Origin of the sequence: Kitasatospora sp. NPDC056273 (assembly GCF_042268845.1) — a bacterium.
Taxonomy (GTDB): domain Bacteria; phylum Actinomycetota; class Actinomycetes; order Streptomycetales; family Streptomycetaceae; genus Kitasatospora.
The window spans coordinates 1-24305 of the sequence record NZ_JBHJSJ010000028.1 but is presented as its reverse complement, the minus strand read 5'-3'; the positions used below and the strand labels follow the sequence as shown (position 1 = coordinate 24305).

At 73.4% G+C, this 24305-nt stretch carries 27 protein-coding genes; 14 read left to right on the top strand and 13 right to left on the bottom strand.

Annotation, left to right across the window (positions count from 1 at the left end; genetic code table 11):
* Positions 1 to 2 precede the first annotated feature (2 nt).
* Both ACFCY1_RS23815 and ACFCY1_RS23810 read left to right on the top strand, forming a co-directional pair.
* Entirely contained in the window at positions 3 to 1085 is a 1083-nt protein-coding gene (locus ACFCY1_RS23815; protein WP_117489242.1) for an ABC transporter ATP-binding protein, read from the top strand.
* Positions 1072 to 1965 carry an ABC transporter permease gene (locus ACFCY1_RS23810; RefSeq protein ID WP_375875990.1) on the top strand — a complete coding sequence of 298 codons (894 nt, stop codon included), beginning with the start codon at positions 1072 to 1074 and terminating at the stop codon, positions 1963 to 1965. The genes ACFCY1_RS23815 and ACFCY1_RS23810 overlap by 14 nt, the downstream gene beginning before the upstream one ends.
* On the opposite strand, the gene rarD is transcribed toward ACFCY1_RS23810, so the two are convergent.
* Together rarD and ACFCY1_RS23800 are read right to left on the bottom strand one after the other, a co-directional pair.
* Positions 1955 to 2938, bottom strand: a complete 984-nt coding sequence (gene rarD / locus ACFCY1_RS23805) for an EamA family transporter RarD (RefSeq protein ID WP_375875989.1) — start codon at positions 2936 to 2938, stop codon at positions 1955 to 1957. The genes ACFCY1_RS23810 and rarD overlap by 11 nt on opposite strands.
* Before the next feature lie 166 nt (positions 2939 to 3104).
* Positions 3105 to 3953, bottom strand: a complete 849-nt coding sequence (locus ACFCY1_RS23800; RefSeq protein WP_375875988.1) for an SDR family oxidoreductase — start codon at positions 3951 to 3953, stop codon at positions 3105 to 3107.
* 103 nt (positions 3954 to 4056) lie between these two features.
* On the opposite strand from ACFCY1_RS23800, the gene ACFCY1_RS23795 reads away from it, so the two are divergent.
* Entirely contained in the window at positions 4057 to 4458 is a 402-nt protein-coding gene (locus ACFCY1_RS23795) for a helix-turn-helix domain-containing protein (protein ID WP_074001251.1), read from the top strand.
* 41 nt (positions 4459 to 4499) lie between these two features.
* Here ACFCY1_RS23795 and ACFCY1_RS23790 read toward each other — a convergent pair whose 3' ends face one another.
* Positions 4500 to 5267 carry a TetR/AcrR family transcriptional regulator gene (locus ACFCY1_RS23790; protein ID WP_049659734.1) on the bottom strand — a complete coding sequence of 256 codons (768 nt, stop codon included), beginning with the start codon at positions 5265 to 5267 and terminating at the stop codon, positions 4500 to 4502.
* A gap of 61 nt (positions 5268 to 5328) precedes the next feature.
* Between ACFCY1_RS23790 and ACFCY1_RS23785 the strand changes: the two genes are divergently transcribed.
* Positions 5329 to 5568: a DUF6011 domain-containing protein gene (locus tag ACFCY1_RS23785; RefSeq protein WP_049659733.1), complete on the top strand. Its 240-nt coding sequence runs from the start codon at positions 5329 to 5331 to the stop codon at positions 5566 to 5568.
* A gap of 17 nt (positions 5569 to 5585) precedes the next feature.
* Here the strand turns inward: ACFCY1_RS23785 and ACFCY1_RS23780 are convergent, their stop codons facing one another.
* The gene (locus ACFCY1_RS23780) at positions 5586 to 7538 is read right to left on the bottom strand and encodes a hypothetical protein (RefSeq protein ID WP_375875987.1); all 1953 of its coding nucleotides are present in this window, start codon (positions 7536 to 7538) and stop codon (positions 5586 to 5588) included.
* 348 nt (positions 7539 to 7886) lie between these two features.
* Here ACFCY1_RS23780 and ACFCY1_RS23775 point away from each other — a divergent pair, with 348 nt between their 5' ends.
* Complete coding sequence (locus ACFCY1_RS23775; protein WP_049658918.1) at positions 7887 to 8603, top strand: chitinase; 717 nt, start codon at positions 7887 to 7889, stop codon at positions 8601 to 8603.
* 152 nt (positions 8604 to 8755) lie between these two features.
* Positions 8756 to 9157, top strand: a complete 402-nt coding sequence (locus ACFCY1_RS23770; RefSeq protein WP_049658920.1) for a hypothetical protein — start codon at positions 8756 to 8758, stop codon at positions 9155 to 9157.
* 64 nt (positions 9158 to 9221) lie between these two features.
* On the opposite strand, the gene ACFCY1_RS23765 is transcribed toward ACFCY1_RS23770, so the two are convergent.
* The gene (locus ACFCY1_RS23765; protein ID WP_375875986.1) at positions 9222 to 10205 is read right to left on the bottom strand and encodes an oxidoreductase; all 984 of its coding nucleotides are present in this window, start codon (positions 10203 to 10205) and stop codon (positions 9222 to 9224) included.
* A gap of 73 nt (positions 10206 to 10278) precedes the next feature.
* On the opposite strand from ACFCY1_RS23765, the gene ACFCY1_RS23760 reads away from it, so the two are divergent.
* Together ACFCY1_RS23760 and ACFCY1_RS23755 are read left to right on the top strand one after the other, a co-directional pair.
* Positions 10279 to 10701, top strand: coding sequence for a MerR family transcriptional regulator (locus tag ACFCY1_RS23760; RefSeq protein WP_375875985.1), 423 nt, complete (start codon positions 10279 to 10281; stop codon positions 10699 to 10701).
* A 93-nt stretch (positions 10702 to 10794) separates the two neighbouring features.
* Positions 10795 to 11553, top strand: coding sequence for a DUF6215 domain-containing protein (locus ACFCY1_RS23755; protein WP_375875984.1), 759 nt, complete (start codon positions 10795 to 10797; stop codon positions 11551 to 11553).
* Positions 11554 to 11576: 23 nt separating this feature from the next.
* Here ACFCY1_RS23755 and ACFCY1_RS23750 read toward each other — a convergent pair whose 3' ends face one another.
* Positions 11577 to 12443 carry a hypothetical protein gene (locus tag ACFCY1_RS23750; protein WP_375875983.1) on the bottom strand — a complete coding sequence of 289 codons (867 nt, stop codon included), beginning with the start codon at positions 12441 to 12443 and terminating at the stop codon, positions 11577 to 11579.
* Between the two features lie 50 nt (positions 12444 to 12493).
* On the opposite strand from ACFCY1_RS23750, the gene ACFCY1_RS23745 reads away from it, so the two are divergent.
* Complete coding sequence (locus tag ACFCY1_RS23745; protein WP_375875982.1) at positions 12494 to 13840, top strand: hypothetical protein; 1347 nt, start codon at positions 12494 to 12496, stop codon at positions 13838 to 13840.
* A 122-nt stretch (positions 13841 to 13962) separates the two neighbouring features.
* Positions 13963 to 14634: a DsbA family oxidoreductase gene (locus tag ACFCY1_RS23740; RefSeq protein ID WP_375875981.1), complete on the top strand. Its 672-nt coding sequence runs from the start codon at positions 13963 to 13965 to the stop codon at positions 14632 to 14634.
* A 40-nt stretch (positions 14635 to 14674) separates the two neighbouring features.
* Here the strand turns inward: ACFCY1_RS23740 and ACFCY1_RS23735 are convergent, their stop codons facing one another.
* Positions 14675 to 15352: a hypothetical protein gene (locus ACFCY1_RS23735; RefSeq protein ID WP_375875980.1), complete on the bottom strand. Its 678-nt coding sequence runs from the start codon at positions 15350 to 15352 to the stop codon at positions 14675 to 14677.
* Positions 15353 to 15620: 268 nt separating this feature from the next.
* Between ACFCY1_RS23735 and ACFCY1_RS23730 the strand changes: the two genes are divergently transcribed.
* Positions 15621 to 17603, top strand: coding sequence for a protein kinase (locus ACFCY1_RS23730; RefSeq protein WP_375875979.1), 1983 nt, complete (start codon positions 15621 to 15623; stop codon positions 17601 to 17603).
* A gap of 86 nt (positions 17604 to 17689) precedes the next feature.
* On the opposite strand, the gene ACFCY1_RS23725 is transcribed toward ACFCY1_RS23730, so the two are convergent.
* From ACFCY1_RS23725 to ACFCY1_RS23705, 5 genes are all read right to left on the bottom strand, one after another.
* Positions 17690 to 17962: a hypothetical protein gene (locus ACFCY1_RS23725; RefSeq protein WP_375875978.1), complete on the bottom strand. Its 273-nt coding sequence runs from the start codon at positions 17960 to 17962 to the stop codon at positions 17690 to 17692.
* A 91-nt stretch (positions 17963 to 18053) separates the two neighbouring features.
* Positions 18054 to 19010, bottom strand: a complete 957-nt coding sequence (locus tag ACFCY1_RS23720) for a GNAT family N-acetyltransferase (RefSeq protein WP_375875977.1) — start codon at positions 19008 to 19010, stop codon at positions 18054 to 18056.
* A 35-nt stretch (positions 19011 to 19045) separates the two neighbouring features.
* Complete coding sequence (locus ACFCY1_RS23715) at positions 19046 to 19375, bottom strand: hypothetical protein (RefSeq protein WP_375875976.1); 330 nt, start codon at positions 19373 to 19375, stop codon at positions 19046 to 19048.
* 105 nt (positions 19376 to 19480) lie between these two features.
* A complete protein-coding gene (locus ACFCY1_RS23710; RefSeq protein ID WP_049653135.1) occupies positions 19481 to 19735 on the bottom strand; it encodes a hypothetical protein in 255 nt (84 codons plus the stop codon).
* On the bottom strand, positions 19732 to 20097 hold the full coding sequence (locus tag ACFCY1_RS23705; protein ID WP_375875975.1) for an ATP-binding protein: 366 nt from the start codon (positions 20095 to 20097) through the stop codon (positions 19732 to 19734). Before ACFCY1_RS23705 ends, ACFCY1_RS23710 begins: the two co-directional genes overlap by 4 nt.
* A gap of 183 nt (positions 20098 to 20280) precedes the next feature.
* On the opposite strand from ACFCY1_RS23705, the gene ACFCY1_RS23700 reads away from it, so the two are divergent.
* From ACFCY1_RS23700 to ACFCY1_RS23690, 3 genes are all read left to right on the top strand, one after another.
* The gene (locus tag ACFCY1_RS23700) at positions 20281 to 21165 is read left to right on the top strand and encodes a helix-turn-helix domain-containing protein (protein ID WP_375875974.1); all 885 of its coding nucleotides are present in this window, start codon (positions 20281 to 20283) and stop codon (positions 21163 to 21165) included.
* 10 nt (positions 21166 to 21175) lie between these two features.
* Positions 21176 to 21376 carry a DUF397 domain-containing protein gene (locus ACFCY1_RS23695; RefSeq protein WP_375875973.1) on the top strand — a complete coding sequence of 67 codons (201 nt, stop codon included), beginning with the start codon at positions 21176 to 21178 and terminating at the stop codon, positions 21374 to 21376.
* A gap of 67 nt (positions 21377 to 21443) precedes the next feature.
* Positions 21444 to 22394: a phosphotransferase family protein gene (locus tag ACFCY1_RS23690; protein WP_375875972.1), complete on the top strand. Its 951-nt coding sequence runs from the start codon at positions 21444 to 21446 to the stop codon at positions 22392 to 22394.
* Between the two features lie 126 nt (positions 22395 to 22520).
* On the opposite strand, the gene ACFCY1_RS23685 is transcribed toward ACFCY1_RS23690, so the two are convergent.
* On the bottom strand, positions 22521 to 24095 hold the full coding sequence (locus tag ACFCY1_RS23685) for a TIGR03086 family metal-binding protein (RefSeq protein ID WP_375875971.1): 1575 nt from the start codon (positions 24093 to 24095) through the stop codon (positions 22521 to 22523).
* Between the last annotated feature and the right edge of the window lie 210 nt (positions 24096 to 24305).

Genomic DNA, 24305 nt, shown 5'->3' with positions numbered 1-24305 from the left:
GGATGACCCAGGCTCCCGTAACGGGGGACGTTACGGAGCCGGCCGGGGGTCCGGGCGCCGCGTCGCGCCCGGCCCCCGCGCCCGTGCCCGCTCCTACCGCTCCTTCGACTTCCACTCCTTCGGCTTCCGCTTCTGCTCCGGCTTCCGACGACGTCATCCGGACCCGCGGCCTGACCAAGCGCTTCCGCGGCGGCCAGCTCGCCGTGGACGGCCTGGACCTCGCCGTGCCGCGCGGCTCCGTCTTCGGCTTCCTGGGCCCCAACGGCTCCGGCAAGACCACCACCATCCGGATGCTGATGGGCCTGATCGCCCCCACCTCGGGCGCGGCCACCGTCCTCGGCGAGTCGATGCCGCAGTCCGTCGCCACCGTGCTGCCCCGGGTGGGCGCGCTGATCGAGGGCCCGGCCCTGTACGGCTTCCTCACCGGACGGGACAACCTGGTGCGCTTCGACGCCGCCGACCCGACCGCCGACCCGCGCACCCGCCGCCGGCGCGTCGACACGGCCCTGGACCGGGTCGGTCTGAGCGCCGCGGCGGGCAAGAAGGCCCGCGCGTACTCGCTGGGCATGAAGCAGCGCCTGGGCCTGGCCTCCGCGCTGCTCCAGCCGCGCGAGCTGCTGGTGCTGGACGAGCCGACCAACGGGCTGGACCCGCAGGGCATGCGGGAGATCCGGACGCTGGTCCGGGAGGTCGCGGCGGAGGGCACCACGGTGTTCCTCTCCTCGCACCTGCTGGACGAGATCGAGCAGGTCTGCACCCATGCCGCGGTGATGTCCCGGGGCCGGCTGGTGGTGCAGGGCACCGTCGCCGAGCTGGCCGCCCGGGCGCAGGGCCGGCTGGTGGTCCGCACCCCGGACGTGGCGCGGGCCGCGGAGGTGCTGGCGGCCCACCGGGTCACCGCCCTGGTGCCCGGCGAGGACCGGGTGGACGGCGAGCCGGGCGTCCTGGACGAGGAGGCGCTGCCCAGGCTGTGCGCGGCGCTGGTCGGCGCCGGGGTGCGGGTGCACGGCTTCGGGCTGGAGCGGGGCACGTTGGAGGACGCCTTCGTGGCGCTGACCGGGGAGGGCTTCGATGTCGCGGGCTGAGGCACCGGCCGAGGGCGGGGCGCTGCCGTTGACGACCGGCCGGCGGCCGCAGACGGCGGCCGGGTTCCTGGCGCTGTTCCGCAGCGAACTGCACCTGACCTTCCGCCGGATGCGCACCAAGGTGCTGCTGGGCATCCTGGCGGCGCTGCCGATCCTGATCGGGGTGGTGGTCAAGCTCAACACGGACAGTCCGCACCAGGGCGGCGGCGGTCCGAGCTTCATCGCGCAGACCACGCAGAACGGGCTGTTCCTGGTCTTCACGGCGCTCGCGGTCGCGCTGCCGGTCTTCCTGCCGATGACGGTCGGTGTGGTCGCCGGGGACTCGGTGGCGGGCGAGTCGGCCGCCGGGACGCTGCGCTACCTGCTGGTCGCCCCGGCCGGGCGGACCAGGCTGCTGGCCGCCAAGTTCACCGCCGGGCTGGTGTTCTGCCTGGCGGCCACGGCGGCGGTCGCGGTGACGGCGCTGGCCGCGGGTGCCCTGCTCTTCCCGCTCGGCCGGGTCACGCTGATCTCCGGGGACACCATCGGCCTCGGCGACGCGCTGCTGCGCGCGCTGCTGGTGGCGCTGGTGGTCGCGGCCTCACTGGCCGGGCTGGTGGCGATCGGGCTGTTCGTCTCCACGCTCACCGGCAGCGGCATCGCGGCGATGGCCGCCACCGTCGGGCTGGTGGTCACCGTCCAGATCCTGGACGTCTTCCCGCAGCTGCACGCCGTCAGCCCGTTCCTGTTCTCCCACTACTGGCTGAGCTTCGCGGACCTGCTGCGGGCGCCGATGTACTGGGACGGGGTGCTGAAGGACCTCGGCCTCCAGGCCGCCTACGTCGCCGTGTTCGGCTCGGCGGCCTGGTCCCGCTTCACCAGCCGGGACATCAGCGCGTGACGGCCTCCGGGGCGGCCGCGGGAGCGGGGGCGGGCTGCGGCACCGCCGCGGCGGCCCGCACCGCGCGGTCGGCCCGCACCTGGCGCAGCGCGTCCCAGGTGAGCAGCGCGAGCGCGACCCAGACCAGGCCGAAGCCGGCCCAGCGGGCGGGCGGCATGGACTCGTGGAACACCGCGACGCCGATCAGGAACTGGAACACCGGCGCCAGGTACTGCAGCAGGCCGAGCACCGTCAGCGGCACCCGGACGGCGGCCGCGCCGAAGAACAGCAGCGGGATCGCGGTGATCACCCCGCTGAGCATCAGCAGCCCGGAGTGCCCCCAGCCGTACGAGCCGGCCACCGTGTGCCCGAAGGTGCCGCGCCCGCTGACCTCCAGGTAGACCAGGTAGCCGAGGGCGAACGGGAACATGAAGGCGCTCTCGGCCGCCAGGCTCTCCAGGCCGCTCAGCCCGACCTGCTTCTTCAGCAGGCCGTAGGTGGCGAAGGAGAGCGCCAGGGTGAGCGCGATCCAGGGCAGCTGCCCGTACGCGACGGACAGCACCGCGACGGCGGCGGCGCCGATGCCCACCGCCGTCCACTGGGCGCCGCGCAGCCGCTCCTTGAGCACCAGGACGCCGAAGCCGATGGTGACCAGGGGGTTGATGAAGTAGCCGAGGCTGGTCTCGACCACGTGGCCGGCGTTGACGGCCCAGATGTAGACGCCCCAGTTGACCGAGATCACGGTGGCCGCGCCGGCCAGCATGGCGAGCCGGCGGGGCTGGCGCAGCAGCGGGCGTATCCAGCCCCAGTGCCGCTGGGCGACCAGCAGCAGGACGACCGCGACCAGGGACCAGACCATCCGGTTGGCCAGGATGTCGTCCGCGGCTCCCGGCTCCAGCAGCGGCCAGAACAGGGGGAAGAGGCCCCAGATGCCGTACGCGGCGACGCCGTACCAGAGGCCCCGGCCATTGTCCTGCTGGTCTGTTCCCGCCATGGCCGAGTGCCCTCCCGCGCGCGTGTGTCGATGGCGACGGTAGCGGGCGGGAGGGGCGACTGTCATCTCCGTTTCCGGATTTTGGTCATGACATTGCCTGCATGCCGGACCCGTCCGGCGTTCCGGGAGCTCAGGGCGGGTGCCCCGGGGGCCGGGAGCCGTCGTCTCAGGCGTCGAGGGCCGTACGGACGGACTCGGCCAGCGGGACGGTCGGGCGGCCGATCAGCCGGGCCAGGTCGCCCGGGGTGCCGGCCAGCTCGCCGCGCGCGATGCCCGCGTCCACGTCCACCAGGGCCTCGGCGAAGCCCTGCGGCAGGCCCGCGCCGACCAGCGCGTCCAGGTGCTCGGCCGGGGTGACGTCCCGGTGCCCGACCGGATTGCCGGAGGCCTTCGCCAGCTCGGCGGCCAGCTCGGGCAGGCTCCACGCGGCGTCGCCGCTCAGCTCGTACACCCGGCCCTCGTGGCCCTCGCCGACCAGGACGGCGACCGCCGCGTCCGCGTAGTCCCGGCGCGGGGCGGTGGCGACCCGCCCGTCCCCGGCGCTGCCGAGCACCACGCCGCGCGCCACCGTGCCGGCCGCGTCGCCCAGGTAGTTCTCGGTGTACCAGCCGTTGCGCAGGAACGCGTGCGGCAGCCCGGAGGCGAGGATCAGCTCCTCGGTCGCCTTGTGCTCGTCGGCCAGCCGGAAGGTGGCCGCGCCGGGGATGCTGGTGTAGGCGAGCAGCGCGACCCCGGCGGCCTTGGCGGCCTCCACCACGGCCCGGTGCTGCGGGATCCGGCGGCCGACCTCGCTGCCCGAGATCAGCAGCACCCGGTCGCCCTCGGCGAAGGCGCCGGCCAGGGTCTCCGGCTTGTCGTAGTCGACGACGCGGACGGCGACGCCGCGCGCGGCCAGGTCGGCGGCCTTCTCGGCGGAGCGGACGGCGACGGCCACCTCGCTCGCGGGGACCTGGGCCAGCAGGCCCTCGACGACGAGACGGCCGAGCTGGCCGGTGGCACCGGTGACGACGTACATGGTGAAGCTCCTCGGGGTTACGTTTTGCGGTTCTGGCCTCGGAACTCACCCTAGGGGTGGCACTAACCTTTCGAAAGTACGCACTTCAAAGTAGGGTACTGACATGAAGGTAAGCGAGATGAAGGCCGGCGGGCTGCCACCCGCCGACGTCTTCGACCGGATGTGCCCGTCCCGGGGCGTGCTGGAGCACGTCACCAGCCGCTGGGGCGTGCTGGTCCTGGGCGCGCTGAACGAGCGCGGCTACCGGTTCAGCGAGCTGCGCCGCAAGGTCACCGGGGTCAGCGAGAAGATGCTCGCCCAGACCCTCCAGACGCTGGAGCGGGACGGCTTCGTGCTGCGCGAGGCGCACCCGGTGATCCCGCCGCGGGTCGACTACAGCCTCACCCCGCTGGGGCGCGAGGCGGCGGAGCTGGTCGCGGCGCTGGCGCACTGGTCGGAGCGGCGGGTGCCGGAGGTCGAGGCGGCGCGCCAGGGGTACGACGGACGGGCCGCCGCCCTGCGGTGAGGCCGCCTCCCCGCGGTGATCGGGCGGGCCGCCGGCCTCGGCTACCGCTCCGCGACGAGGGCGGCGAGCCCGTCCAGGACCCGGGCCAGGCCGAAGGCGTAGGCGTGGTCCGGGCTGTACGCGCCGCCGTGCGCCTCGCCGGCCGCGGCCCCGACCCGGGCGGCGACCGGGTAGCGCTCGGCGTCGAAGACCCGGGCGAGCAGGTCGGCGTTGGCGGCCCACCACTGCTCGTCGGTCATCGCGCTGTCCTGCCGGGCGGCGCGCTCGTCGGCGGCCATCCGGGCACAGGTCTGGACGAAGCCGAGCAGGTGGGTCAGCGCGGCGTCCAGGTCGACGTCGGGCAGACCGGTGCCCTCGAAGGCGCGCAGCTCGTACTCGTACTTGGCCATCAGGCCGGGCCCGAGCGGCGGGCGGCTGGTGGAGACGGCGGCGACCCACGGGTGGGCGCGGTGCAGCTCCCGGTTGTCGTCCGCGACGGCGGTGACCCGGGCGCGCCAGCCCTCCCCGGCCGGGGTGCTGCGGGGCATCGTGGCGTAGACGGTGTCCAGCATCAGGTCGAGCAGCTCGGCCTTGCCCGGCACGTAGGTGTAGAGCGCCATCGGGGAGAGGCCCAGCTCCTGCGCGACCCGGCGCATGGTGACGGCGTCCACGCCCTCGGCGTCGGCGAGGGCGATCGCGACGGCGGCGATCTCGCCGGTCGAGCGCGCCTGCCGGGGCCCGCGCCGGCCGGGCTTCTCCTCGGCGGTGAGCCCCCAGAGCAGGGCCAGGGTGCGGGCCGGGTCTCCTGCGCTGCTGCGGTCGGTGGCCATGGGGCCATCGTTTCACGCACCGGCCGGGGGCCCTGACGGCGCGGACGGCTACCGTCTCACCATGACCAGCCCGACCACCCCTCCCGGCCGTCCCGGCCCTTCCGGACCGGCCGAGCCCGAGACGCTCCCCGGGACGGACACCGCGCAGACCCTCCGCCCGCGGGTGACCTGCCGCCGCTGCCACCGGCCGCTGCACGACCCGGAGTCGCGGATGCTGCGGCTGGGCCCGGAGTGCCGGGACCCGGCGGAGCGGGTCGCCCGGTACGACGTCGACCAGGAGCCGCTGCCCGGGGTGGGTTAGCCGCGCCCCACTGAGCCTCAGCCCCGGCCGAAGAGGCGGCGCAACCGGCCGCGCCGGGGCTCCTCCTCCGCGGCCGCCGCTGCCGGGGCCTGCGGCTCCGCGGCCTGTGGCTCCGCGGCCTGTGGCTCCGACTCCTGCGGCTCCGGCTCCGCCCCCGCGTCGGCGGCGTCCTCCCGGGCCGTCAGGTGGCGGGCGAGCGCGCGGTCCTCGGCGGACGTCCAGGGCGCGGCGAGCACCAGCGCGGACAGCGAGCGCAGGATCGTCACCGCCCGGGTGCGGCGGGCCCGGGCGCCGTGGTGCAGCCGCTGCCGGAGCAGCTCGGCGATGTCGGCCCTGGTCCGCGGCTGCGTCCAGCCGATCGCGACCAGCGCGAAGCCGGCCGCCTCGACCACCCAGTCCTCCGGCCCGAGCAGCAGGTCGCGCAGCACCCGGCGGCGCTCGGAGCCCTCCCAGGGCTGGTCGGCCCGGTGGTGGGCGATGCCGAGGCAGGCAAAGACCTGGACAGCCCGCACCCAGAGTTCGGGCTGGTGGGCGAGCAGGGCGCGGCCGAGGTCGTCCTCGCGCGGCACCGGCGGGTGGACCAGGACGCCGAGCAGGTCGTCCAGCGGCAGTCCGGCCAGCCGGACGGCGTGGTCGTAGGCGGCGGGGACGGTCGGCCAGAAGATCTCGGCGGTGGCCCGGACGAGTTCGGCGCTCTGCGGCGCGGGCGGGTCGACGGCCGGGCGCGGGTCGGTGCCGTCCCAGGCCCAGATCCGGGTGGTGGGCTCGGTCAGCGGCAGCCGGGGGTCGGGCTCGCCGACGGCCTGGTAGCGGACGGTGGAGCGCGGCAGCGCGAGCCGGACGGCCAGCACCGAGCTGGGCGGCTCCACGGTGGAGGCCGTGCACTCGATCTCGGTGTCGCGGCTGGTGTCGGCGGCGGCGAGCACCTGGTGCAGCACGTTGACGGTGGCCTCGGTGGCGCCGGAGACCAGGCCGAGCCAAGGCTCCCGGTGGCTCAGCCGCTCCAGCAGCTCCTGGGCGTACCCGTGCTCGGGGTGGGCGCGGTGGTGGTCGGCCAGGGCGAGCAGGTGGGCAGGGTCGCCGTCGAGGGCGTGGCGCAGCCCGTACCGGGCCGGGCCGGCCTTGGGGTGGTCGGGCACGGCGGCGAGCACCCGGTCCAGCCAGGGCAGGCCCTCGGCGGGGCGGCCGAGCGCGCCGTACAACTCGGCGACGTCGACGGCGAGGTAGCTGTTGGAGTCGTCGAGGTCCGGTGCGACCCGCTCCAGTTCGGCCTCCCAGACGGCGAGCGCCTGCTCCGGGCGGCTGGCCGAGCGCAGGGCGTTGCCGAGCATCACGGCGGGCAGGTAGCCGGGGGCCGACCGGTGCGCCCGGTCGGCGAGTTCGACGGCGCGGGCGGTGTCGCCGAGCCGGCGGGTCAGGCCGGAGGCCATGGCCAGCAGCAGGACGTGGTCGCCGTGGCGGTCCAGCACGGCCTGCACGAAGTCGTGGAACGGCCGTACGGCTTCGGCCGGTTCGGCCGGGAGCGGGTCGGGCAGCGCGCCGGTCGCGCGGGCCACCGCCTGGGCGACGGCGTCCGGGTCGACCAGGCCGGGCAGGTCCTCGCGGGCGAGCCAGGCGGCGTGCGCCCAGGGGCGGGCCGGCTCGGCCTGGATGGCGGAGGCGAGCAGTCCGACCGCGGCGTTCCAGTCCCCCGCCGCGGCCTCCACGTGGGCCCGGCAGACCGCCGTGCCGAGGTACACCCGGCCGTCCAGCGGGAACAGCTCGCGGGCCGCCGCCGGTCCGCCCGCCGCGGCGCACAACTCGGCCAGCGCCTCGTGCAGTTCGGGCAGTTGGGGGGCGGCGAGGATCGCGTCGCCGAGGTGCTCGGCGGCGTGCGTCAGGTCCCCGGAGTCGATCGCCAGCCGGGCGACCGCGACCTCCCCCTCGGCGGCCAGGCGCTCGGCGCCCTCGTCGTCGGTGTGACCGCTCATGCGCCCCTGCTCCCCCGGTTGTGCCGTCCCACTCGGAAGGAGGCTATCCGGTACGACCGACAGCCCGACGATCACCCCGAGGGCGGCCGGCGTCCAACGACCGGATCGGATACGACCCGTACGAGTGGTTTAGACCTCCGTTGGACATATTTGACGCTTTCCGCCCGCCAGGATGGCGGAGGCCCTTCGCGAACCTTCGCGAGCTGTCGAGACCCTTCGCGACTCTTCGCGGATCTTTGCGACCTTTTGCGCGAATCTGCGCGTCCCCGCGAACCGTCCCGAGCCGTCGCGAGCCCTCGCGAGCGAAGTGCCGCCCCCGCCAAGGAAACCCGAGGAACGAGGAAACCGATGAAGCTTTCCCGCACCCTGTCGCTGGCGGCCTCCGCCGCCGTGCTCAGCACCCTCGCCGTCGCCGGCCAGACCGCCCCGGCCTCCGCCGCCGGCTCCTTCGTGGTGAGCGAGGCCCAGTTCAACAAGATGTTCCCGAACCGGAACGCCTTCTACACGTACAAGGGCCTGACCGACGCCCTGGGCGCCTACCCGAAGTTCACCACCACCGGCGACACCGCCACCCGCAAGCGCGAGGCGGCGGCCATCCTGGCCAACGTCAGCCACGAGACCGGCGGGCTGAAGTACATCGTCGAGCAGAACACTGCCAACTACCCGCACTACTGCGACACTTCGCAGCCGTACGGCTGTCCGGCCGGGCAGTCCGCGTACTACGGGCGCGGGCCGCTCCAGCTGAGCTGGAACTTCAACTACAAGGCGGCCGGCGACGCCCTGGGCATCGACCTGCTGCACGACCCGTACCAGGTCGAGAAGAACCCGGCGACGTCCTGGAAGACCGCGCTCTGGTTCTGGAACACCCAGAACGGCGCCGGACGGATGACGGCGCACGACGCCATCGTCAACAACAAGGGCTTCGGCGAGACCATCCGCACCATCAACGGCGCGCTGGAGTGCGACGGCAAGAACCCGGACCAGCGCAACGACCGGATCAACCTCTTCAAGCAGTTCGTCGGCGTCCTGGGTACCGACGTGGGCGGCGGCAACCTCTCCTGCTGACGGGCGCCTCGGCCGCCCGGTGCACGGGGTCCCGGTGCGGCCGATCAGCCCGTTCATCGAACGTCGACCGCCCGTCGACCGCTTGTCCACGCCCCACCCCGACCGTGATCACCTGCCGGCCACCGGGGCCGGCCCCCTCCGAGGAGCTGAAAATGATCACGAAGCGGATCGCACGGGCGTCGACACTGGCCCTGGCAACCGCCGCACTGGCCGGCACGTTCACCGTCGGCGGCGCGGGCAACGCGTTCGCGGCGTCGGGCGGCGGCTGCAACGGCAGCACCCAGCAGGCGTGCGTCAGCGTCAACGGGAGCACCCTGGTCGCCGACGCGTACACCAACTTCGCGAACTCCAACTGCACGGTCGACCTGGTCCTGTACGACCGGAGCACCGGCTACCGGTGGGACACGATGGCGGGCTGCGGGCTCGGCTGGTCCCACTACGTCGGCACGCAGGTCCCCAACCCCACCCCGGGCCACGTCTACCAGACCCAGCTCATCGTCAACTGGGGCGCCGGGAACGTGGGCGTCACGTGGAGCCCCGAGCTGACCGCCTGACGCCTCCGGGCCGTCGCGGAGCGGGAAGTCGGCCGGGCCGACTTCCCGCTCCGTGTTCGGCGGCTCAGCGGGGCACCGGGGTGGCGCCGGTCGCGGCCAGCGAGAGCTCCCAGAGGCGGGCCGCCCCGTCCGGGTCGACGGCGTACGGGCGGACGCCGCCGTCGTCCATCGGGGTGTCCGGGCCGGCGGGGCGCGCGACCTCGCAGTCCTCCAGGTAGAGCCCGCCCAGGCCGTCGAGCAGCGGCGAGGTGGCCGCCCACAGGCCCGTGGCGGCGCCCTGGGAAGGGGACTTGAAGTCCGCGCCGATCACGGTGCCCCGCTCGTCCACCCAGCCGCGCTCGACCTGCTCCTGCCGGGTCATCTCCCGCTGGAGCCCGGTGATGATCTTCCCGGGGTGGAGCGCGAACGCCCGGACGCCGTCCGCCCGTCCGAGCGCGTCGAGGTGCACCGCGAACAGGGCGTTGGCGGTCTTGGACTGGCCGTACGCCAGCCACTTGTCGTAGCCGGTGCGGAAGTGCGGGTCGTGCCGCCGGATGTCCGTCAGGAAGTGCCCGGCCGAGCTGTTGACGACGACGCGGGCACCGTCGGGGGCGGCGGCCAGCAGCGGGTACAGCTCGCAGGCGAGCAGGAAGTGCCCGAGGTGGTTGACGGCGAACTGCCCCTCCCAGCCCGGCCCGACGCGCCGCTCGGGGGTGGCCATGACGCCGGCCACGGCGAACAGCAGGTCGAGGCGGTCCGTGGTCTCGCGGACCAGCCCGGCGGCGGCGCGGACGCTCGCGGGGTCGGCGAGGTCCATCGGGACGATCCGGCTCCCGGTTCCGGCGAGCGCGGCGCGGGCGGTGTCCGGGCGGCGGGCCGGGACGATCACCTCGGCCCCGGCGGCGGCCAGCGCCCGGGTGGTCTCCAGGCCGAGGCCGGAGTAGCCGCCGGTGACGACGGCGGTACGGCCGGAGAGGTCGAGGCCCGCCAGGACCTCCTCGGCGGTGGTGGCGGCGGAGAAGGGCGAGCCGATCGGCTGCTGCTGGGACGGGAGCTGAGTGGTGGTCATGGCGCTGACCGTAGGAAGTGGAGCGCGGTCTAGATCAAGTCCCGCCCTGGTGTTCTTCCTATGCTCTGACGCCATGACGGAACTCAGCATCGGCCAGGTGGCCGAACGCACCGGGCTCAGCGTGCACGCCCTGCGCTTCTACGAGCGCGAGGGGCTGCTGGTCGGCCCGGTGCGGCGCACGGCGGGCGGGCGGCGGCGGTACGCCGTGCTGGACGTGCAGTGGCTGGAGATCTGCGTCAGGCTCCGCGAGTCCGGCATGCCGCTCGCCGACCTGCGCCGCTTCGCCGAACTGGTCCGGCAGGGCCCGGGCAACGAGGCCGAACGGCTGCGGCTGCTCGACGCCCACCGGCAGCGGGTCGACGAGCGGATCCGGGAGCTGGAGGAGTGCCGCTCGCTGATCGCCTGGAAGACCGCCGTCTACGCCGACCACCTGGAGCGCGGCGAGGCCGCCGGGCTCTGGGACCCGACGGCGGAGAACCGGTCGGCCCGGGCCTGATCCGCCCGGCACCACGGCCCGGCGCTACCATCGGCCCGGCTCATGGGGCCCTCGGGTGCCCGGGGCGGGCCACTCGAACGGGGGGATCCAGGAATGGCGTCCGACGCGGCCGACACCACCGACGCCGCAACCACAGCCGACATCGCCGACATCGCCGGAACGACCGACGGCGACGCGACGACCGGCACCACCGACGGCACCGGCACCGGCGCCGGCGCCCGGAAGCGCGGCGGCCGACCGGGCCTCCGGACGGCGGCCGCGGCGGCCCTGGCCGTCGCCCTCCTGGGCGGCCTGTGGGGGCTGGGGTTCCTCCACCTCCCGAAGCCGGGGCACGAGCCGGGCGGCCCCGGAAAGCCGGCCGAGTGCGCCGCGCCCCGCCCCACCGACAAGCCGGGCTACCCGGCGCTCTGCGCGGCGCTCAACCGCCCCGACCTCCCGGCCCTGCTGGGCACGCCCGAGGACCGCGTCACCGTCGCGCAGCCGGCGCCGATCACCTTCGGCACGGACGTCATGGCGGAGGTGCGGCTCACCCACACCGTCGTGAGCCTGCTGGACAGCAGCACCTCGCTCGAGGACACGCGCGACATGCGGCGGGTCTACACCTGGCCGGCCACCGTCCTCGGCCACCCCGCCGCGACCTACTGGTCCAACGCGACATCGGTCATCCCCGGCGGGAAGCTCGGCCCCGCCACGCGGAACATCGTCGTCGCCCAGGACCCGGCGGCACCCGGCGGACGGGCCTTCGAGGTCATCGTCTTCCGCGACGACGGCCTGACGCCCGACGAGGCGACCCTGACCCGGCTCGCCGAGACGGTGCTGCCCACCGTCCCGGGCTGGGTCCCGGCCCCGTAGCCGGACACGGCGGGCCTCCTCCCTCAGGCGTCTCCCTCGTCCTCGTCCTCGCCGTAGGGCGGGATGGTCCAGCGCAGGACCGTCCCGCCCGCCCCGTCGGCTTCGAGGGTGACCGGGAAGGCCTGGCCCCAGTCCCGCCCGCCGTGGTGCCGGACGGCGTGGTCGCCCTGGCACCAGTCGATCCCGAGCACCTGGCAGCCGCCGACCTCGATCGCGCCAACGCGCAGCGGGTGGTGCAGGCCGACCCGCCGGAAGGTGAAGTAGTCGACGTGCTTCTCCACCATGGTGGCCACTCCCCTGCCGGGCAGGCCGCCCCGCCAAGCGCTGATCTCGGCCTCCAGCGCGACCGCCTCCGCCACCGGGAGGTCGAGCCACCCGTACCGGCCCCCGTCACCCTCGTACGAGCGCATCCGCGCGCCGCCGAACCGCTCGTGCGCCTCCTGCTCGTACCGGCCCCAGTAGGAGAGGTCGGCGAGCCCGTCGGCCGGTTCGTCGTCCAGGCTCGTCCACGCGTCCAGCCCGACGGCGTCGCCGACCACCATGCCGCTCCGGTCGACCGGCAGGTCCCCGAGCAGCACCGGGCCCTCCGCACCCTCCGGCCAGGGCAGGCCGAGGGCGATCTCCAGCGTCGCGATCGTCGGCTCCTCGTCGAAGGCCGAGGGCTCGGTGGTGGCCCGCACCGCCAGCGGCCGGTCGGCGGCGGCCGGGACGGCGACCGCCTCGCACTCCTCGTCCCGCAGGTGACCGCCTCCCGTCTTCGCCGCCGCCGCGGCCCGCACCGGCAACGGATCCCCCAGCTCCCGCCAGTAGTCGATCCAGGTGGCCATGCCGAGCACCACCACCCCGGAGGGCGCGGTGACGAATCCCAGGTCAACGAAGGTTTCGGGCATCCGTCGATTATCTCCGGGCAGGACGTCGCCCCGTCGCCTAGCCTGGCCCGGTGAATCTTGACGATCTCGCCTGGCAGCGGCAGTTCGACGGCGGGATAGAGCCCGCCATGGCGGAATACCTGGCCCGACAGGGGCAGTTGGAGTTGCTGATCGAGACCGCACGGGACCGCGGTGAGTGGTTCTGCGCCGACGTGGCGGTCGGTGAGCTGTGCGAGGCGGGGGAGTTCGAACGGGCCCTGACGGTCCTGGAGCCATTCGTCGCGGTCGGCTGGCCGTTCGCCGTACGGGAGTCCGCCACGATCCTGGTCCGGCAGGGCCGGATCGAGGAGGGGCTGGCGCTGGTGCGTCCGGACGCGGCCGGCCTGGAGTCGGCGTTCGACTGCCGCTGGTTCGCCGGGGCGCTGGTGGAGGCCGGGCGGGTGGACGAGGCCATCGAGGTGCTCACGCCCCACCTCGGGGAGCCCTGGATCCTGGAGTCCCTGGTCGATCTGACCAGGGGGGAGAACCGTGACGCCCGCGTCCTGGAGCTGCTCGCCCCGTGCGCCGAACGGGCCCTGGGCGGCGCGGCGGACTGCCGGTGCTCCGCGGCCGGGGGTCGGCGCGAGTGCCGGCACCAGCCGTCGGAGGTGCTGGTGAAGTACAGCCGGGTCCTGGAGCGCATGGGCCGGGCGGACGAGGCGATCCGGCGGCTGGGCCCGGTCCTGCCCGCCGTCCCGGGCGTCGCCTGGCGGTACGCGGAACTCCTCGCCGACCAGGGCCGGTTCGAGCAGCTGCGCGAGCTGGCCACCGGCGAGCACGCGGGGCTCGCCCTGAACCAGTACGCGAAGGCGCTGGAGGAGCAGGGCGAGCTCCGGGAGGCCGAAGCCGTCCTGCACGAGGCCCTGGCAACAGACGCCGAGTACACTCGCCGACGCCTCATGGCCTTCCTGGCCCGCCAGGGGCGCCTCGACGAGGTCGTCGACGTCGGACGGCCCACGTACGAGGACGCCGAAGGGAGCCTCCTCCACGAGGCGATCGACCTGCTGATCAGGGCGGGCAGCCCGGAGCGGGCGCTGGAGCTCGTGGACGGCCTCGGCGCCGCGTACGTCGAGGCGCATGCCGACGTCCTGGGCTACACCCGGCTGCGCCTGCTCGCGAAGGCCGGGCGCTACGCCGAGGGCATCGCGGGGGCGCGGGCCCTGAGCGAGCGGGAGCCCGGCCAGTGGGACACCACGCTGGCCTGGCTGCTGGATCTGGACGGCCGGCCGGACGAGGCCCTCGACCTGCTCCGGTCGTCCACCGAGCGCGAGGCCCACCGGGCGATCGCCCAGATCCTGACCAGGCACGGCCACTACGCCGAGGCCGTCGCCGTCATCCCCACGGTGCCCGCCCAGCGCGAGGCCTGGGACCGGCGCTGAGGCAGGAGGCCGCCGACCGGCTGGCCCGAATAGTTCAGTGAGAGAAATATTCAGGTGGACGGAGGCGTTCCGGCAGGAGCAGGCGCGGGAGGTCCCCGCGAGGCTGGAAGGAGTGCGGCGCCGTGCGCGTGGAGATCTGGACCGACATCAACTGCCCCTGGTGCTACATCGGCAAGGCCCGGTTCGAGCAGGCGCTGGCGGCGTTCCCGCACCGCGAGGAGGTGGAGGTCGTCCACCGCTCCTTCGAGCTGGACCCGAGGGCGCCGCACGAGGCCCGTCCGGTCGTACCGCTGCTCGCCGCCAAGTACGGGATGAGCCTGGAGCAGGCCGAGGCGACGGAGGCCCGGATCGCCGAGAACGCGCACGCCGAGGGCCTGCCGTACCTGCGCGAGGGGCGCGACGCGGCGAACTCCTTCGACATGCACCGGCTGCTGCACTTCGCCGAGGAGCACGGCCGGCAGGGGCAGCTGCTGGACGCGCTGTACCGGGCGAACTTCGCCGAGGAGCGGTCGGCCTTCGAGGAGGGCCGGCTGGTCGAGCTGGCGGTCGAGGCCGGACTGGACGGCGAGGCGGCCGCGGCCGTCCTGGCCGACCCGGAGGCCTACGCGGAGGCGGTGCGCGAGGACGAGACCACGGCGAGCGCCATGGGGGCGACGGGCGTGCCGTTCTTCGTCCTGGACCGGCGCCTCGGCGTCTCGGGCGCCCAGCCCGCGGAAACGTTCACCCGCGCACTGGAGCAGGCCTGGGACAGCCGGGTCGCCCTGCCGCTGGCCCCGCTCGCGCCCAAGGAGTGAGGCGGGGCGGAGCAGGAAGTCGGCCGGGCCGACTTCCTGCTCACCCGGCTTGCCAGCGGTGGGCGTAGACGATGTGCAGGCTCGCCGGAACGCCCTTGGCCGCCCGCCCGGAGCCCCAGCCCTCGTGGTCGAGCTCGATGCAGTAGTGCTCGTCGGGGCGCCACCCGAAGCGCCACCCGGGCGCCTCGCGGGTGAACTCGTGGAGCTGGGAGCCCGACCAGCGGAAGGCCGTGGGACTGCCGGTGACCACCAGCGTGTGGGCGGCCCCGGAGAAGCGGAGCCGGTCCCGCCAGCCGGCGAAGCGGTGGCGTTCGTAGTCGATCTCCTCGTCGGACGGGAAGTCCGTCACCGGCAGGTCGACGGTGTGCGGCGTCCCGGCGCCGAGCCGCGCCCGGACCTCCTTCCAGCGCGACGCGGGGAAGCCCAGGCTGTGGTGGACCAGCAGGAGATCCAGCCGGTCCTCGGACGGGACGTGACCCAGCCCGGCCGGACCGGCGTTGGCCCGCAGCGGCAGGTGCACCAGGGAGCGCCGGGAGCGGGCCGCCAGGGCCCAGGCGGTGGCCAGGTCCTCGGCGCCCTGCCGGTCGAGGTGCAGGTGCATGTACGTGCTGCCCGGGCCGGCGTGGAGGAAGGCCCCGGTGGCCGGCCGGGCCGGGGTGACCACCCGGTACTCGTCCCGGCCGAGCCGCACCCGGTGGATCTTCGTTCGCAGTCTCACCAGGCCTTCGTACCGGAGACCGGCCCGGGCTGTCCTTCGGTTTTCCTCCGGCCGGGGCCGCGCGGCGCTGCTCCGCCACGAGCCAGGCACCCCGGGGTGTCCTTGCGGGATCCGGCTCCCTGCCCGGCCGGAGCCGCCCCGCGCGACAGTTCCGAAACATTCAACCCCCGTGTGTAAAAAGACCATTGAGGCCACCTCGTCGCCTGGCACACACTGTGCACCGACGCCCTTCCGGGGGCGGGGTCATGACACACCAGGGGGTAGGGGCATGATCGACAAGGACACCGTCCTCAACCACCGGTACCGGCTGCTGGAGCAGCTCGGCCGTGGCGGGATGGGGACGGTCTGGCGCGCCCGGGACGCCGTCACGGAACAGGACATCGCCGTCAAGGTGCTCAACCCGGGCCTGCTGGAGGATCCGACCGCCACCGAGCGTTTCCGCCGGGAGGCGAAGGCCGTCACCGGAATCGGCCACCCGGGCGTCGTGGGCGTCCACGACTACGGGGAGAGCGGTGCGGAGGGCACCGACGGCACGGAGAGCACCGACAGTACGGACGGCGCCGACGGCCCGAAGGGCGCCGGCACCGGCCCGCGCTACGCCTACATCGTGATGGACCTGGTCGAGGGCCGGCCGCTCAGCGCGGTGCAGAAGGACGAAGGGCCGATGCCGCCCGAGCGGGCCCTGGCCATGGTGGCCACCGCACTGGACGCCCTCCAGGCCGTCCACCAGTCCGCCATCGTCCACCGCGACGTCAAACCGTCCAACCTGCTGGTGCGCGAGGACGGCGCCGTGCTCGTCGCCGACTTCGGCCTCGCCCTCGCAATCGCCGACTCCAAACTCACCACGTCGAACGGATTCATCGGCACCGCCTCCTACGCCTCCCCCGAACAGGTCGACCCTTCTCCCGACAACCCCGTCACACCCGCCGCCGACCTCTACTCGATGGGGGTCGTCTGTTACGAACTGCTGGTCGGGAAGCTGCCGTTCGAGGGCGGCCGCGCCATGCAGGTCGCGTACAAGCACGTCAACGAGCCGGCGCCGGAGCTGCCGGACACCTTCCCGCCGGCCGTCCGGGCGCTGGTCGCCAAGGCGCTGTCGAAGGCGCCGGAGGACCGGTACGAGAGCGCCGCCGAGATGGCGGCAGCGGCACGGGCGGCGGTCGGGCTGCCGGTCGGGGACGCCGCACAGCGGCCGGTCAGGCTGTGGAAGAGCGCCCCGAGGGCGGGCGGTGCGGGCCCCGCTCCGCGGAGCGAGCCGGTCCCCTCAGCCGAACTGGTCGTGAAGGTGTCCCCGGTCGTCCAGGTGGACCCTCAGCAAACGGCCGAGCAGAGCCGCCGCTCGCGGCGGCGCCGCCTGCTGGTGCCGGTGATCATCCCGGTCGTCGTCTCGTTGGGCACGGCGGGCGCCCTGCTGGTCGACCGCAACCCGTTCAGCGCCGACGCCGCGCCCGGAAGCCGGTCGACCACCGCCGTGACCGCCCCGCCGCCCGGGGGCACCGGTGTCCCGGACAGCACCGCGCCCGTCGACACCCCGGCCGCCACCCCGCCGGGCGACCAGCCGCCGGGGACCACCCCCGACCAGCAGACGCCGCAGCAGCAACGGCCCGTGCCGCCGGCCTCCTCCGGCGGCAACGGGGGTACGAACGCGGGCAACGGCGGAGGCGCGAACAGCGGCGGCACGACCGCCGGACAGAACGGAGGCACCCAGCCCCGCCAGTCACCGGCCAACACCCCCGCCCCGCAACCCCCGGTGACCAACAACCCCGCCCCACAGCCTCCGCCGCAGAACTCCCCCGGCGGGACCACCGCACAGCCCGGCGGCGGCAGCGCCCCGCCACCGGAGTCCCCGGCCCGCCCCGCGGAGTGCGGCGGAACCAACTGGACGCGCATCATCGGCGTCCAGTCCGGCCTGCCGATCGGGCTGGCCAACGACAACCTGAACGCGAGCAACCCGGTCGTCCTGGGCGGCGCCACGCAGTACGGCTGGGTCGTCAGCTACGACAACTGGAACGAGTACCACGCCTGCAACTCCGCAGGCTACCGCCTGGTCACGGGCGTCCCCTTCAACAACGCGGTGACCCTCGGCAACGGCCTCGACTTCGCGTACCGGTGGACCGTACAGCCCGCCGCCTCGGGCGGGTACACCATGCGTGACGGCACCAACTGCATGACCGCCGGCGCGCGGGGCAAGCCCATCACCATGACCACCTGCACCGACGACCTCGCGAGCCAGCTGTGGAAGTTCCAATGACCGCAGGGGTGTCCACGCGCCCGCACGGCCTCACATCCGGAATTCGTGGTCCGCACCCGGGAGCCCGGCTGTCCGTCACCTCGCCGTCAGCGAACGGGAGGGCCTTCTGCGCGGGCGGCGAGCCAGGCGGCGGCACGCTCTCGTTCCTCGCGGTTGGAGAAACGACCGTCGTGACGCGCGATCCACGCCAGGTGTCGCAGGACATTCTCCGAGCGGTCCGGGTCGCGCACCGCGAGCACGTCGATGCCGGTCTCGCCCGTCGAGGCGCCGACGTACACGCTGCCGTCCAGGGCCATCATGCCGAAGCCCGGGTGGCCCGAGCGCACGCCGAGGAACGCCGATGCCGCGGCTCGGCCCATGATGTCCCAGCGGTCCAGGAGCCGGACCCGGGTCCACTGCGCCGGTGCACGGGTGCGGCCGTGCCGGGTGGCTCCGGGGTGCTCCGGGCCCTCAGTCGTAGAAGAACTGGCGGAGGTCCTCCGCCGAGCCCGGGCCGAACAGGAAGGTCTCGCACCCGGCGAGCGCCCGGGGCGGTGGCGGCCCGTCGGCGGGTAGCCGCCGCAGCCAGGCCTCGCCCTGCTCCCCCACCGCGTGGACGGCGGAGAGCAGTTCGGCCATCCCCGCCGGGCGGGGCGGGGTCGCTCCGGTGACGGGGGCGAGCTCCCACCCGCCGACCCGGGCGGCGAGCCGCACCGCGCCCGCCCAGGTGGCGATGCGGCAGAGGCGGTTGCGCAGGGGGAGTTCGACGGACGGGTCCAGGTACCCGAGTCCGACGGTCGCGGCGGCGAGGTCGTCCATCACCTGGCGCTCGACGGGGGTACGGATCCAGTGGCCCTCCTGGGCGTCCTCGATGGCGGCGCTCCACCACTCCCAGGCGCTGTCGAGGCGGGCCGCCGCCTCGGACTCGGCCTCGGCCGCTGTCCGCGAGGGAGGACCCGGCCGGGACGCCTGCGGCCGGTACAGGTGGAACAGTTCCGGATCACCCTCGTCGAGGCCCTGGACGAGGCCGACCGGCTGCCAACCGGCCCGGTGCAGGAGCCGTCGCATCGGCTGGTTGGAGACGTTGGTCGAGGTGAACAGCTTCGGGGTCTCGCAGGAGGCCGCCGCGGCGTCCAGCAGCCGGCGGCCGACGCCCCTGCCGCGCGCGGCGGGCGAGACCATCAGCATCGTGACGAAGCCCTGCTCGAAGAACGTGTACTCGGTGACGCAGTAGCCGAGGAGCCCGGACGCGTCTTCGGCCACGAGCACCGGGCCCGGGGCCTGCCGGCACCACCGCCGGATGCCCGCCGCCCGCTCCTCGTCGCCTTCGAGGGCGACCGAGTCGATACCGGTCAGCCCGTCCGCGTCCGCGTCGGTGCCGCGCCGAACGACGAAGTCGCCGAAGTCGCCGAAGTCCACTGTGTCCATGGGGACATGCTGCCAGGTGGCTCCGGTACGAACCTCTACTGCGGCCCCGCTCCTCCGTAAACGACCCGGGGGTGCAACCGGGTCGCCTGCCAGGGCGAGTTACGGCCGGCGGCCTCGCGGTAGGCGACGCGCTGGACGGCGAAGAGCAGCCGGTAGAGGTTGAGGGCGGTGTCGGAGTCGTCGGCGGCGAAGCCGAGGTCGTGGACGAAGGTCTCGAGCTTGGGCCAGTCGAAGTCGTCGGGGACGGGCGGGGCGACGGCGACGCCGAAGAGCGCGTTGAAGGCCGCGGCCACGGCGTAGTGGGTGGCGGCGAGGGCGTTGAGGACGTCGGGGTCGGCGGCCGGGTCGAGGACGGGGTCGGGCACGTCAGGTCTCCTCTTGGTCGGGCCTTGCAAGCTTGAGCGTGGTGACGACGCCCGGGGCGACGGTGGCGAACGCCAGGGCGAGGAGGGAGAGGAAGGCGGCGGCGATCAGGAACCGCACGAGCGCTCGCGGTCGGCGTCGAAGAGGAGGGTGAGGAGGTTCATCAGCGTCGAGGCCGGCGCCGTGTTGAAGGCGACCAGGACGCGGCCGTCCATGGTCGTGTCCGTGGTGGCGGAGGGGAAGATCAGGCCGAACGCGCGGCCGCGCTCTTGGAGTTCGGCGAGGAGGATGCGGACCTGGTCCTCGGTGTAGCCCCGGATGCGGGGGTCGGTGGGCTGCATGGGGAAGCGGCGACGGTTCACGCGGAGGCCTCCAGTTCGAACCAGACGACCTTGCCCGTCTTGCGGGGTTCGGCGCCGAGGCGGTGGGTGAGGGCACGGACGAGGAAGAGGCCCCGGCCGGAGGGGGCGAGCGGGTCCGTGGGGAGGTGGACGGTGGGGAAGATCGGGTTGTTGTCCGCGACCGAGACCCGCAGACGGGGGCCGGTGAGGGCCAGCACGACCATGGGCGCAGGGGTGCCCCCGTGCCGCCAGGCGTTGACGAAGACTTCGTGGAGGGCGAGTTCGGCGTCGGCGATGACGGACGGTCGCCACCCGGCCGAGGCGAGGAGGTCGGAGAGCTCGCTACGAGCGGTGGAGCAGTCCGGAAGGTTGCAGGCACGCATGAGAGACCCCAAGGGAGGAAGAGGGGAATCGACGAAGGTGACGCTTCACCGTGTGATCGGTGCAACACTGACGGTAGGGGATCGGATGCCATCCATGCAATCGAACTAGCAACGATGCATACAATCGCGCTGGCAAGCCACCCACCCCATGCGAAACACTTCACCGACGAGGAGGGACCGCCAGTGGCATACAAGGGGCCGATCAGCCAGCGTCAACGGCGTTTCGGCGAGGAACTGCAACGCCTGCGCACGGCAGCCGGGTTGTCCGCGCCGGAGGCCGGCGCGCTTGTGGGGATGAAGGGTCCGGCGGTGAGCCACACCGAAGCCGGGCGGATCACCCTCAACTCCGAACGCCTTGAGACCTGGCTCGATGCGTACGGCTGCACAGACCCGGCCTACCGCGCAAAGCTCGCCGATATGGGGCGGAGCAGTGGGAAGGGCTGGTGGACCAACTTCGCCGACCGGGTTCCGACCCTGCTACTTGATCTCGCAGAAGCCGATCACAGCGCAGCCTCGATGGACAACTTCGAGACGTTCTACGTCCCTGGTCTTCTCCAGGTGCCTGCCTACATCGAAGCGATCTTCGAAGATGCCGACCAGCATCGCAAGTTGGATGTCGAAGCCGAGATCGAGTTCCGAAAGCAACGGCAGCGCATTCTCACAGACTTGCCACGCCATGAGTTCCGATTCGTCATCCATGAGACAGCGTTGCGAATGCGATTCCCTGGCGATGCAGTCATGAGGCAGCAGCTTGTGCACCTGCTGGAAATCTCTGAGCTGCCGAACATCAGCATTCAAGTCTTGCCGTTCACCGCCGCGCAGAAGCCGCCCTCCACCGGCCCGTTCGTGCTATTCGATCCCGGAGCCCAGGCGCTCTCCACGGTCGTCGTGGATCACCCAAGCCACACCGAGTATCTTGGCGACCAGCATTCGATCGAGATCTACCGTAGGACCTTCAACCAGCTGAGCGAGCTGGCCTTGCCGCCTGTCGACCAGTCCCTGACGACGCCCTCCTCACGCGACTCGTGGGGACTCATTCGACATCTTCTCTACTTGTTGCAAGCTTGAAAGGCGCCCAATGTCCGAACTCCGTTGGCAAAAGTCATCGTTCAGTGGATCGAACGAGGGCGGCAACTGCGTTCAACTCGCAGTCGGAGCCGACGAACTCCGTTACCTCCGGGAGTCGGACGACCCTTCCACCATCATCACCACCTCGACCACCAAGCTCCGGCTTTTCCTTCTCAGCGCCAAGGCCGGCGAGTTCGACCACCTCATCTGAACCACGCGACGGGGGCGGGACGGCGATACCGCCATCCCGCCCCCTGTCTCTGCCGCAGGAAGTCACCGTGACCCCGAACGATCCCTACTCCCCGACCTCCGTGAGGCCGTCCTGGGATGAACTCCCCCTCCTGGCACAGGAGTCCGTCGAGACCCACCTCGGCGCACCGGTCACCGGCGCCCGGACCCAGGCCGGCGGGTTCAGCCCTGGCCTCGCGGTCCGCGCGACCCTCGCCGACGGCCGGGCCGTGTTCCTCAAGGGCGCCGCCACCGACCACCCCGTCCACGGGAGGTACGCCGCCGAGGCAGCCATCAACCGAAGCCTGACCCGGCAGGTCCCCGTGCCGAGGATGCTCGTCTCCTGGGAGGCCGGCGGATGGCTGCTGATGGCCTTCGAGGACATCGACGGCGGCCACCCCGACCTCGGCCCCGGGTCGGCCGACCTCCCCGCCGTCGTCCGGCTGCTCGACCGACTCCCCAGGGCGGTCAGCCCGTCGCCGATCCCCGACGCCCCGTCCATCGTCTCCGTCCTCGGGGGCGGCTCCCGCAGCTGGCGGGCTCTCGCCGACCAGCAGGCCGAGCTCGACCCGTGGTCCACCCGGCACATCGAGCAGCTCGCGGCCGTCGAGCACGACTGGCACGCCGCATCCGCCGGGGTCTGCCTCCTCCACGCGGACCTGCGCGCCGACAACATGCTCATGCGCGGTGACGACGCCCTCGCCATCGACTGGGCCTACCTCCACCAGGGCGCCGCCTGGATCGACCCGGCCTTCCTCGTCACCCAGCTGATCCGCGCCGGCCACACCCCGGCCCAGGCCGAAGCCCTGCTCGCACCCGTGGCCTCGTGGGCCGCCGCCCCGCCGGACGCGATCACCTCCTTCGCGGTGGCCCAGGCCGGCTACTGGGAGCTGAACTCCAGGCTCCCGGCCCCGCCGGGGGTGCCGTACCTGCGCGGCTACCAGGCCTCCATGGCCGCCATCGGCCGGACATGGATCGCGCACCGGACCGGCTGGCACTGACCGAACTCGCAGCACCCGCAGCGCTGTTCGCGGAGCCCACCAGCAAGCACGAGCCCTGCCGCTGATCCCCGCCCGCTCGTTGGCCCCCAACGAGCGGGCAGGGCCGTGTCCGCTTCCCGCCGCCGCTCAGGCGACGGCGCGACCGAGGTGGGCGGCCAGGCGGTCCAGGGCGGTCGCGTCGCGGGGCGCGGGCCGGGGCGGGGCGAAGGAGCCGCCTTCCGTCCGCGGCAGGCCCGCGTAGATCTCCCGCACCACGGGCATGGCCACCGTCGCAATGTCCGGGACCAGGTCGCGCGGGTGTCCGATGGCTTCGGCCAAGTCCCAACCGTGGACCAGCATTTCGATGACCAGCTGCTCGACGAGACGTCGACCCGGCGCCGGCCCGTACCGCCGGTCGAGCATGCCGGGCCGGCGAAAGGCCGTGAGCGTCCGCTGGGCGGCGGTCCGGAACGCCGCGACATGATCACCGCCCAGGTGATCCGCGGCGGCATCGGACCGGGGCCTCCCGTCCGCCAGGCCGGCCCACATCAGGTTCTCCCAGACCAGGTGGTCCAGCAAGGCGCGGACGTCCCAGTCGGCGCACGGTGTCGGCCCGTCGAGGCGGCTCGGGTCGACGGCGCTGACGAGGTCACCCACGGCCTGGAGGACTCGCTCGCAGGCGGCGATCAGACCCACCGGCTCCCAGGCCTCGGCTCCGGAGTCGTACAGCGCGTCGAGATCGGCGGCGCGGCGTCCGGGTTCGGGGTTGGCACGCAGGGCGGTCTTCAGCCAGTTGCCCGCCGTCTCCAGACTCGGCCGCGCCGGTTGGCCGTTGATGAGGCAGAGCAGCTGCCAGTACCGCTCGACGCACGGGACGGAGACGATGCCGAGTTGTTCGAGCAGCAGGCTCCGGGCCGGCGCGCCGTCGGTGCGGACCCCGTCGACGGTCCGCGCCTGGGTGGGGAGCCACTTCTCGACGACGGCCGCGACAACGGGTTCCGCCGCGGGCGAGTCCGGCGCGATCCCGTCCCGGACGGCCTCGTCCACCCGCCCAGTCCAGTAGTCGGTGACCCGCCGTGCCTCCTGGAGTGTGGCGTCATCGTGCTCGCCGGGGGCGTGTTCGGCCGCGTACTGCGCCATGCGCCGCATCGCGGCCCGCAGTTCGGGATCGGCCACCAGCTCGCCCAGTTCGATCCAGGCGTCGACCTGCGCGTCCGTGGGGTCGTCGGGCAGCTCCGGGGTGGCGGCCAGCAGGCCGCTGCGGTAGGTCGGTACGTCCAGGCCGGCGAGCGTCCCGGTCACGAACTCGTGGATGGTCTTCCGGCGTTCGGCAGCGGACAGTCGGGCGGTGCGGTTCATGAAGGCGAGTCCTTCGGCAGTGGTTTCGCGACGGGCGGCGGAGCGCAGGACCGCCTGTTGCGCGCGCAGCAGGCGGATCCTCGTCTCCAGCACGTCGACGTGGACCGCGGCCACCTCCGCCAAGGTGTGCTCCCGGTCGAGGACTTCGCGGATAGCCGGCAGGCCGAGCCCGAGGTCCCGCAGCGTCCGTGCCAGCTCCAGGCGGGCCACGGACTCCGCGTCGTAGACCCGGTACCCGGCGGCCGTGCGTCGGGCCGGTGGCACGAGGCCCAGATCGGACCAGTGCCGGATGAGCTTCACCGACAGCCCGGTCTTCCCCGCGACTTCTCCGATGCTCCACAGCACCCTGTCGTCGACGTGCATGTGCCCCACCCTCGGCTCTCCCACGATGGGAGAGTCAACCAGCCGGGAGCTCTGGCCTACCGCGCGCGTTGACCGTCGCTCCGCCCCGCAGCCGGCCCGGAAACGCGAAGAGTCCCTGAAAACGCGAAGAACCCCCATCCGGGACCCGGATGGGGGTTCTTCTGAAGAATTGTTCGGCGGCGTCCTACTCTCCCACAGGGTCCCCCCTGC

Excerpts from the sequence above, each read along its gene's own strand:
- ACFCY1_RS23815 (WP_117489242.1), top strand. The coding sequence starts at position 3 with ATGACCCAGGCTCCCGTAACGGGGGACGTTACGGAGCCGGCCGGGGGT.
- ACFCY1_RS23810 (WP_375875990.1), top strand. The coding sequence starts at position 1,072 with ATGTCGCGGGCTGAGGCACCGGCCGAGGGCGGGGCGCTGCCGTTGACG.
- rarD (WP_375875989.1), bottom strand. The coding sequence starts at position 2,938 with ATGGCGGGAACAGACCAGCAGGACAATGGCCGGGGCCTCTGGTACGGC.
- ACFCY1_RS23800 (WP_375875988.1), bottom strand. The coding sequence starts at position 3,953 with ATGTACGTCGTCACCGGTGCCACCGGCCAGCTCGGCCGTCTCGTCGTC.
- ACFCY1_RS23795 (WP_074001251.1), top strand. The coding sequence starts at position 4,057 with ATGAAGGTAAGCGAGATGAAGGCCGGCGGGCTGCCACCCGCCGACGTC.
- ACFCY1_RS23790 (WP_049659734.1), bottom strand. The coding sequence starts at position 5,267 with ATGGCCACCGACCGCAGCAGCGCAGGAGACCCGGCCCGCACCCTGGCC.
- ACFCY1_RS23785 (WP_049659733.1), top strand. The coding sequence starts at position 5,329 with ATGACCAGCCCGACCACCCCTCCCGGCCGTCCCGGCCCTTCCGGACCG.
- ACFCY1_RS23780 (WP_375875987.1), bottom strand. The coding sequence starts at position 7,538 with ATGAGCGGTCACACCGACGACGAGGGCGCCGAGCGCCTGGCCGCCGAG.
- ACFCY1_RS23775 (WP_049658918.1), top strand. The coding sequence starts at position 7,887 with ATGAAGCTTTCCCGCACCCTGTCGCTGGCGGCCTCCGCCGCCGTGCTC.
- ACFCY1_RS23770 (WP_049658920.1), top strand. The coding sequence starts at position 8,756 with ATGATCACGAAGCGGATCGCACGGGCGTCGACACTGGCCCTGGCAACC.
- ACFCY1_RS23765 (WP_375875986.1), bottom strand. The coding sequence starts at position 10,205 with ATGACCACCACTCAGCTCCCGTCCCAGCAGCAGCCGATCGGCTCGCCC.
- ACFCY1_RS23760 (WP_375875985.1), top strand. The coding sequence starts at position 10,279 with ATGACGGAACTCAGCATCGGCCAGGTGGCCGAACGCACCGGGCTCAGC.
- ACFCY1_RS23755 (WP_375875984.1), top strand. The coding sequence starts at position 10,795 with ATGGCGTCCGACGCGGCCGACACCACCGACGCCGCAACCACAGCCGAC.
- ACFCY1_RS23750 (WP_375875983.1), bottom strand. The coding sequence starts at position 12,443 with ATGCCCGAAACCTTCGTTGACCTGGGATTCGTCACCGCGCCCTCCGGG.
- ACFCY1_RS23730 (WP_375875979.1), top strand. The coding sequence starts at position 15,621 with ATGATCGACAAGGACACCGTCCTCAACCACCGGTACCGGCTGCTGGAG.
- ACFCY1_RS23725 (WP_375875978.1), bottom strand. The coding sequence starts at position 17,962 with ATGGGCCGAGCCGCGGCATCGGCGTTCCTCGGCGTGCGCTCGGGCCAC.
- ACFCY1_RS23720 (WP_375875977.1), bottom strand. The coding sequence starts at position 19,010 with ATGGACACAGTGGACTTCGGCGACTTCGGCGACTTCGTCGTTCGGCGC.
- ACFCY1_RS23705 (WP_375875975.1), bottom strand. The coding sequence starts at position 20,097 with ATGCGTGCCTGCAACCTTCCGGACTGCTCCACCGCTCGTAGCGAGCTC.
- ACFCY1_RS23695 (WP_375875973.1), top strand. The coding sequence starts at position 21,176 with ATGTCCGAACTCCGTTGGCAAAAGTCATCGTTCAGTGGATCGAACGAG.
- ACFCY1_RS23685 (WP_375875971.1), bottom strand. The coding sequence starts at position 24,095 with ATGCACGTCGACGACAGGGTGCTGTGGAGCATCGGAGAAGTCGCGGGG.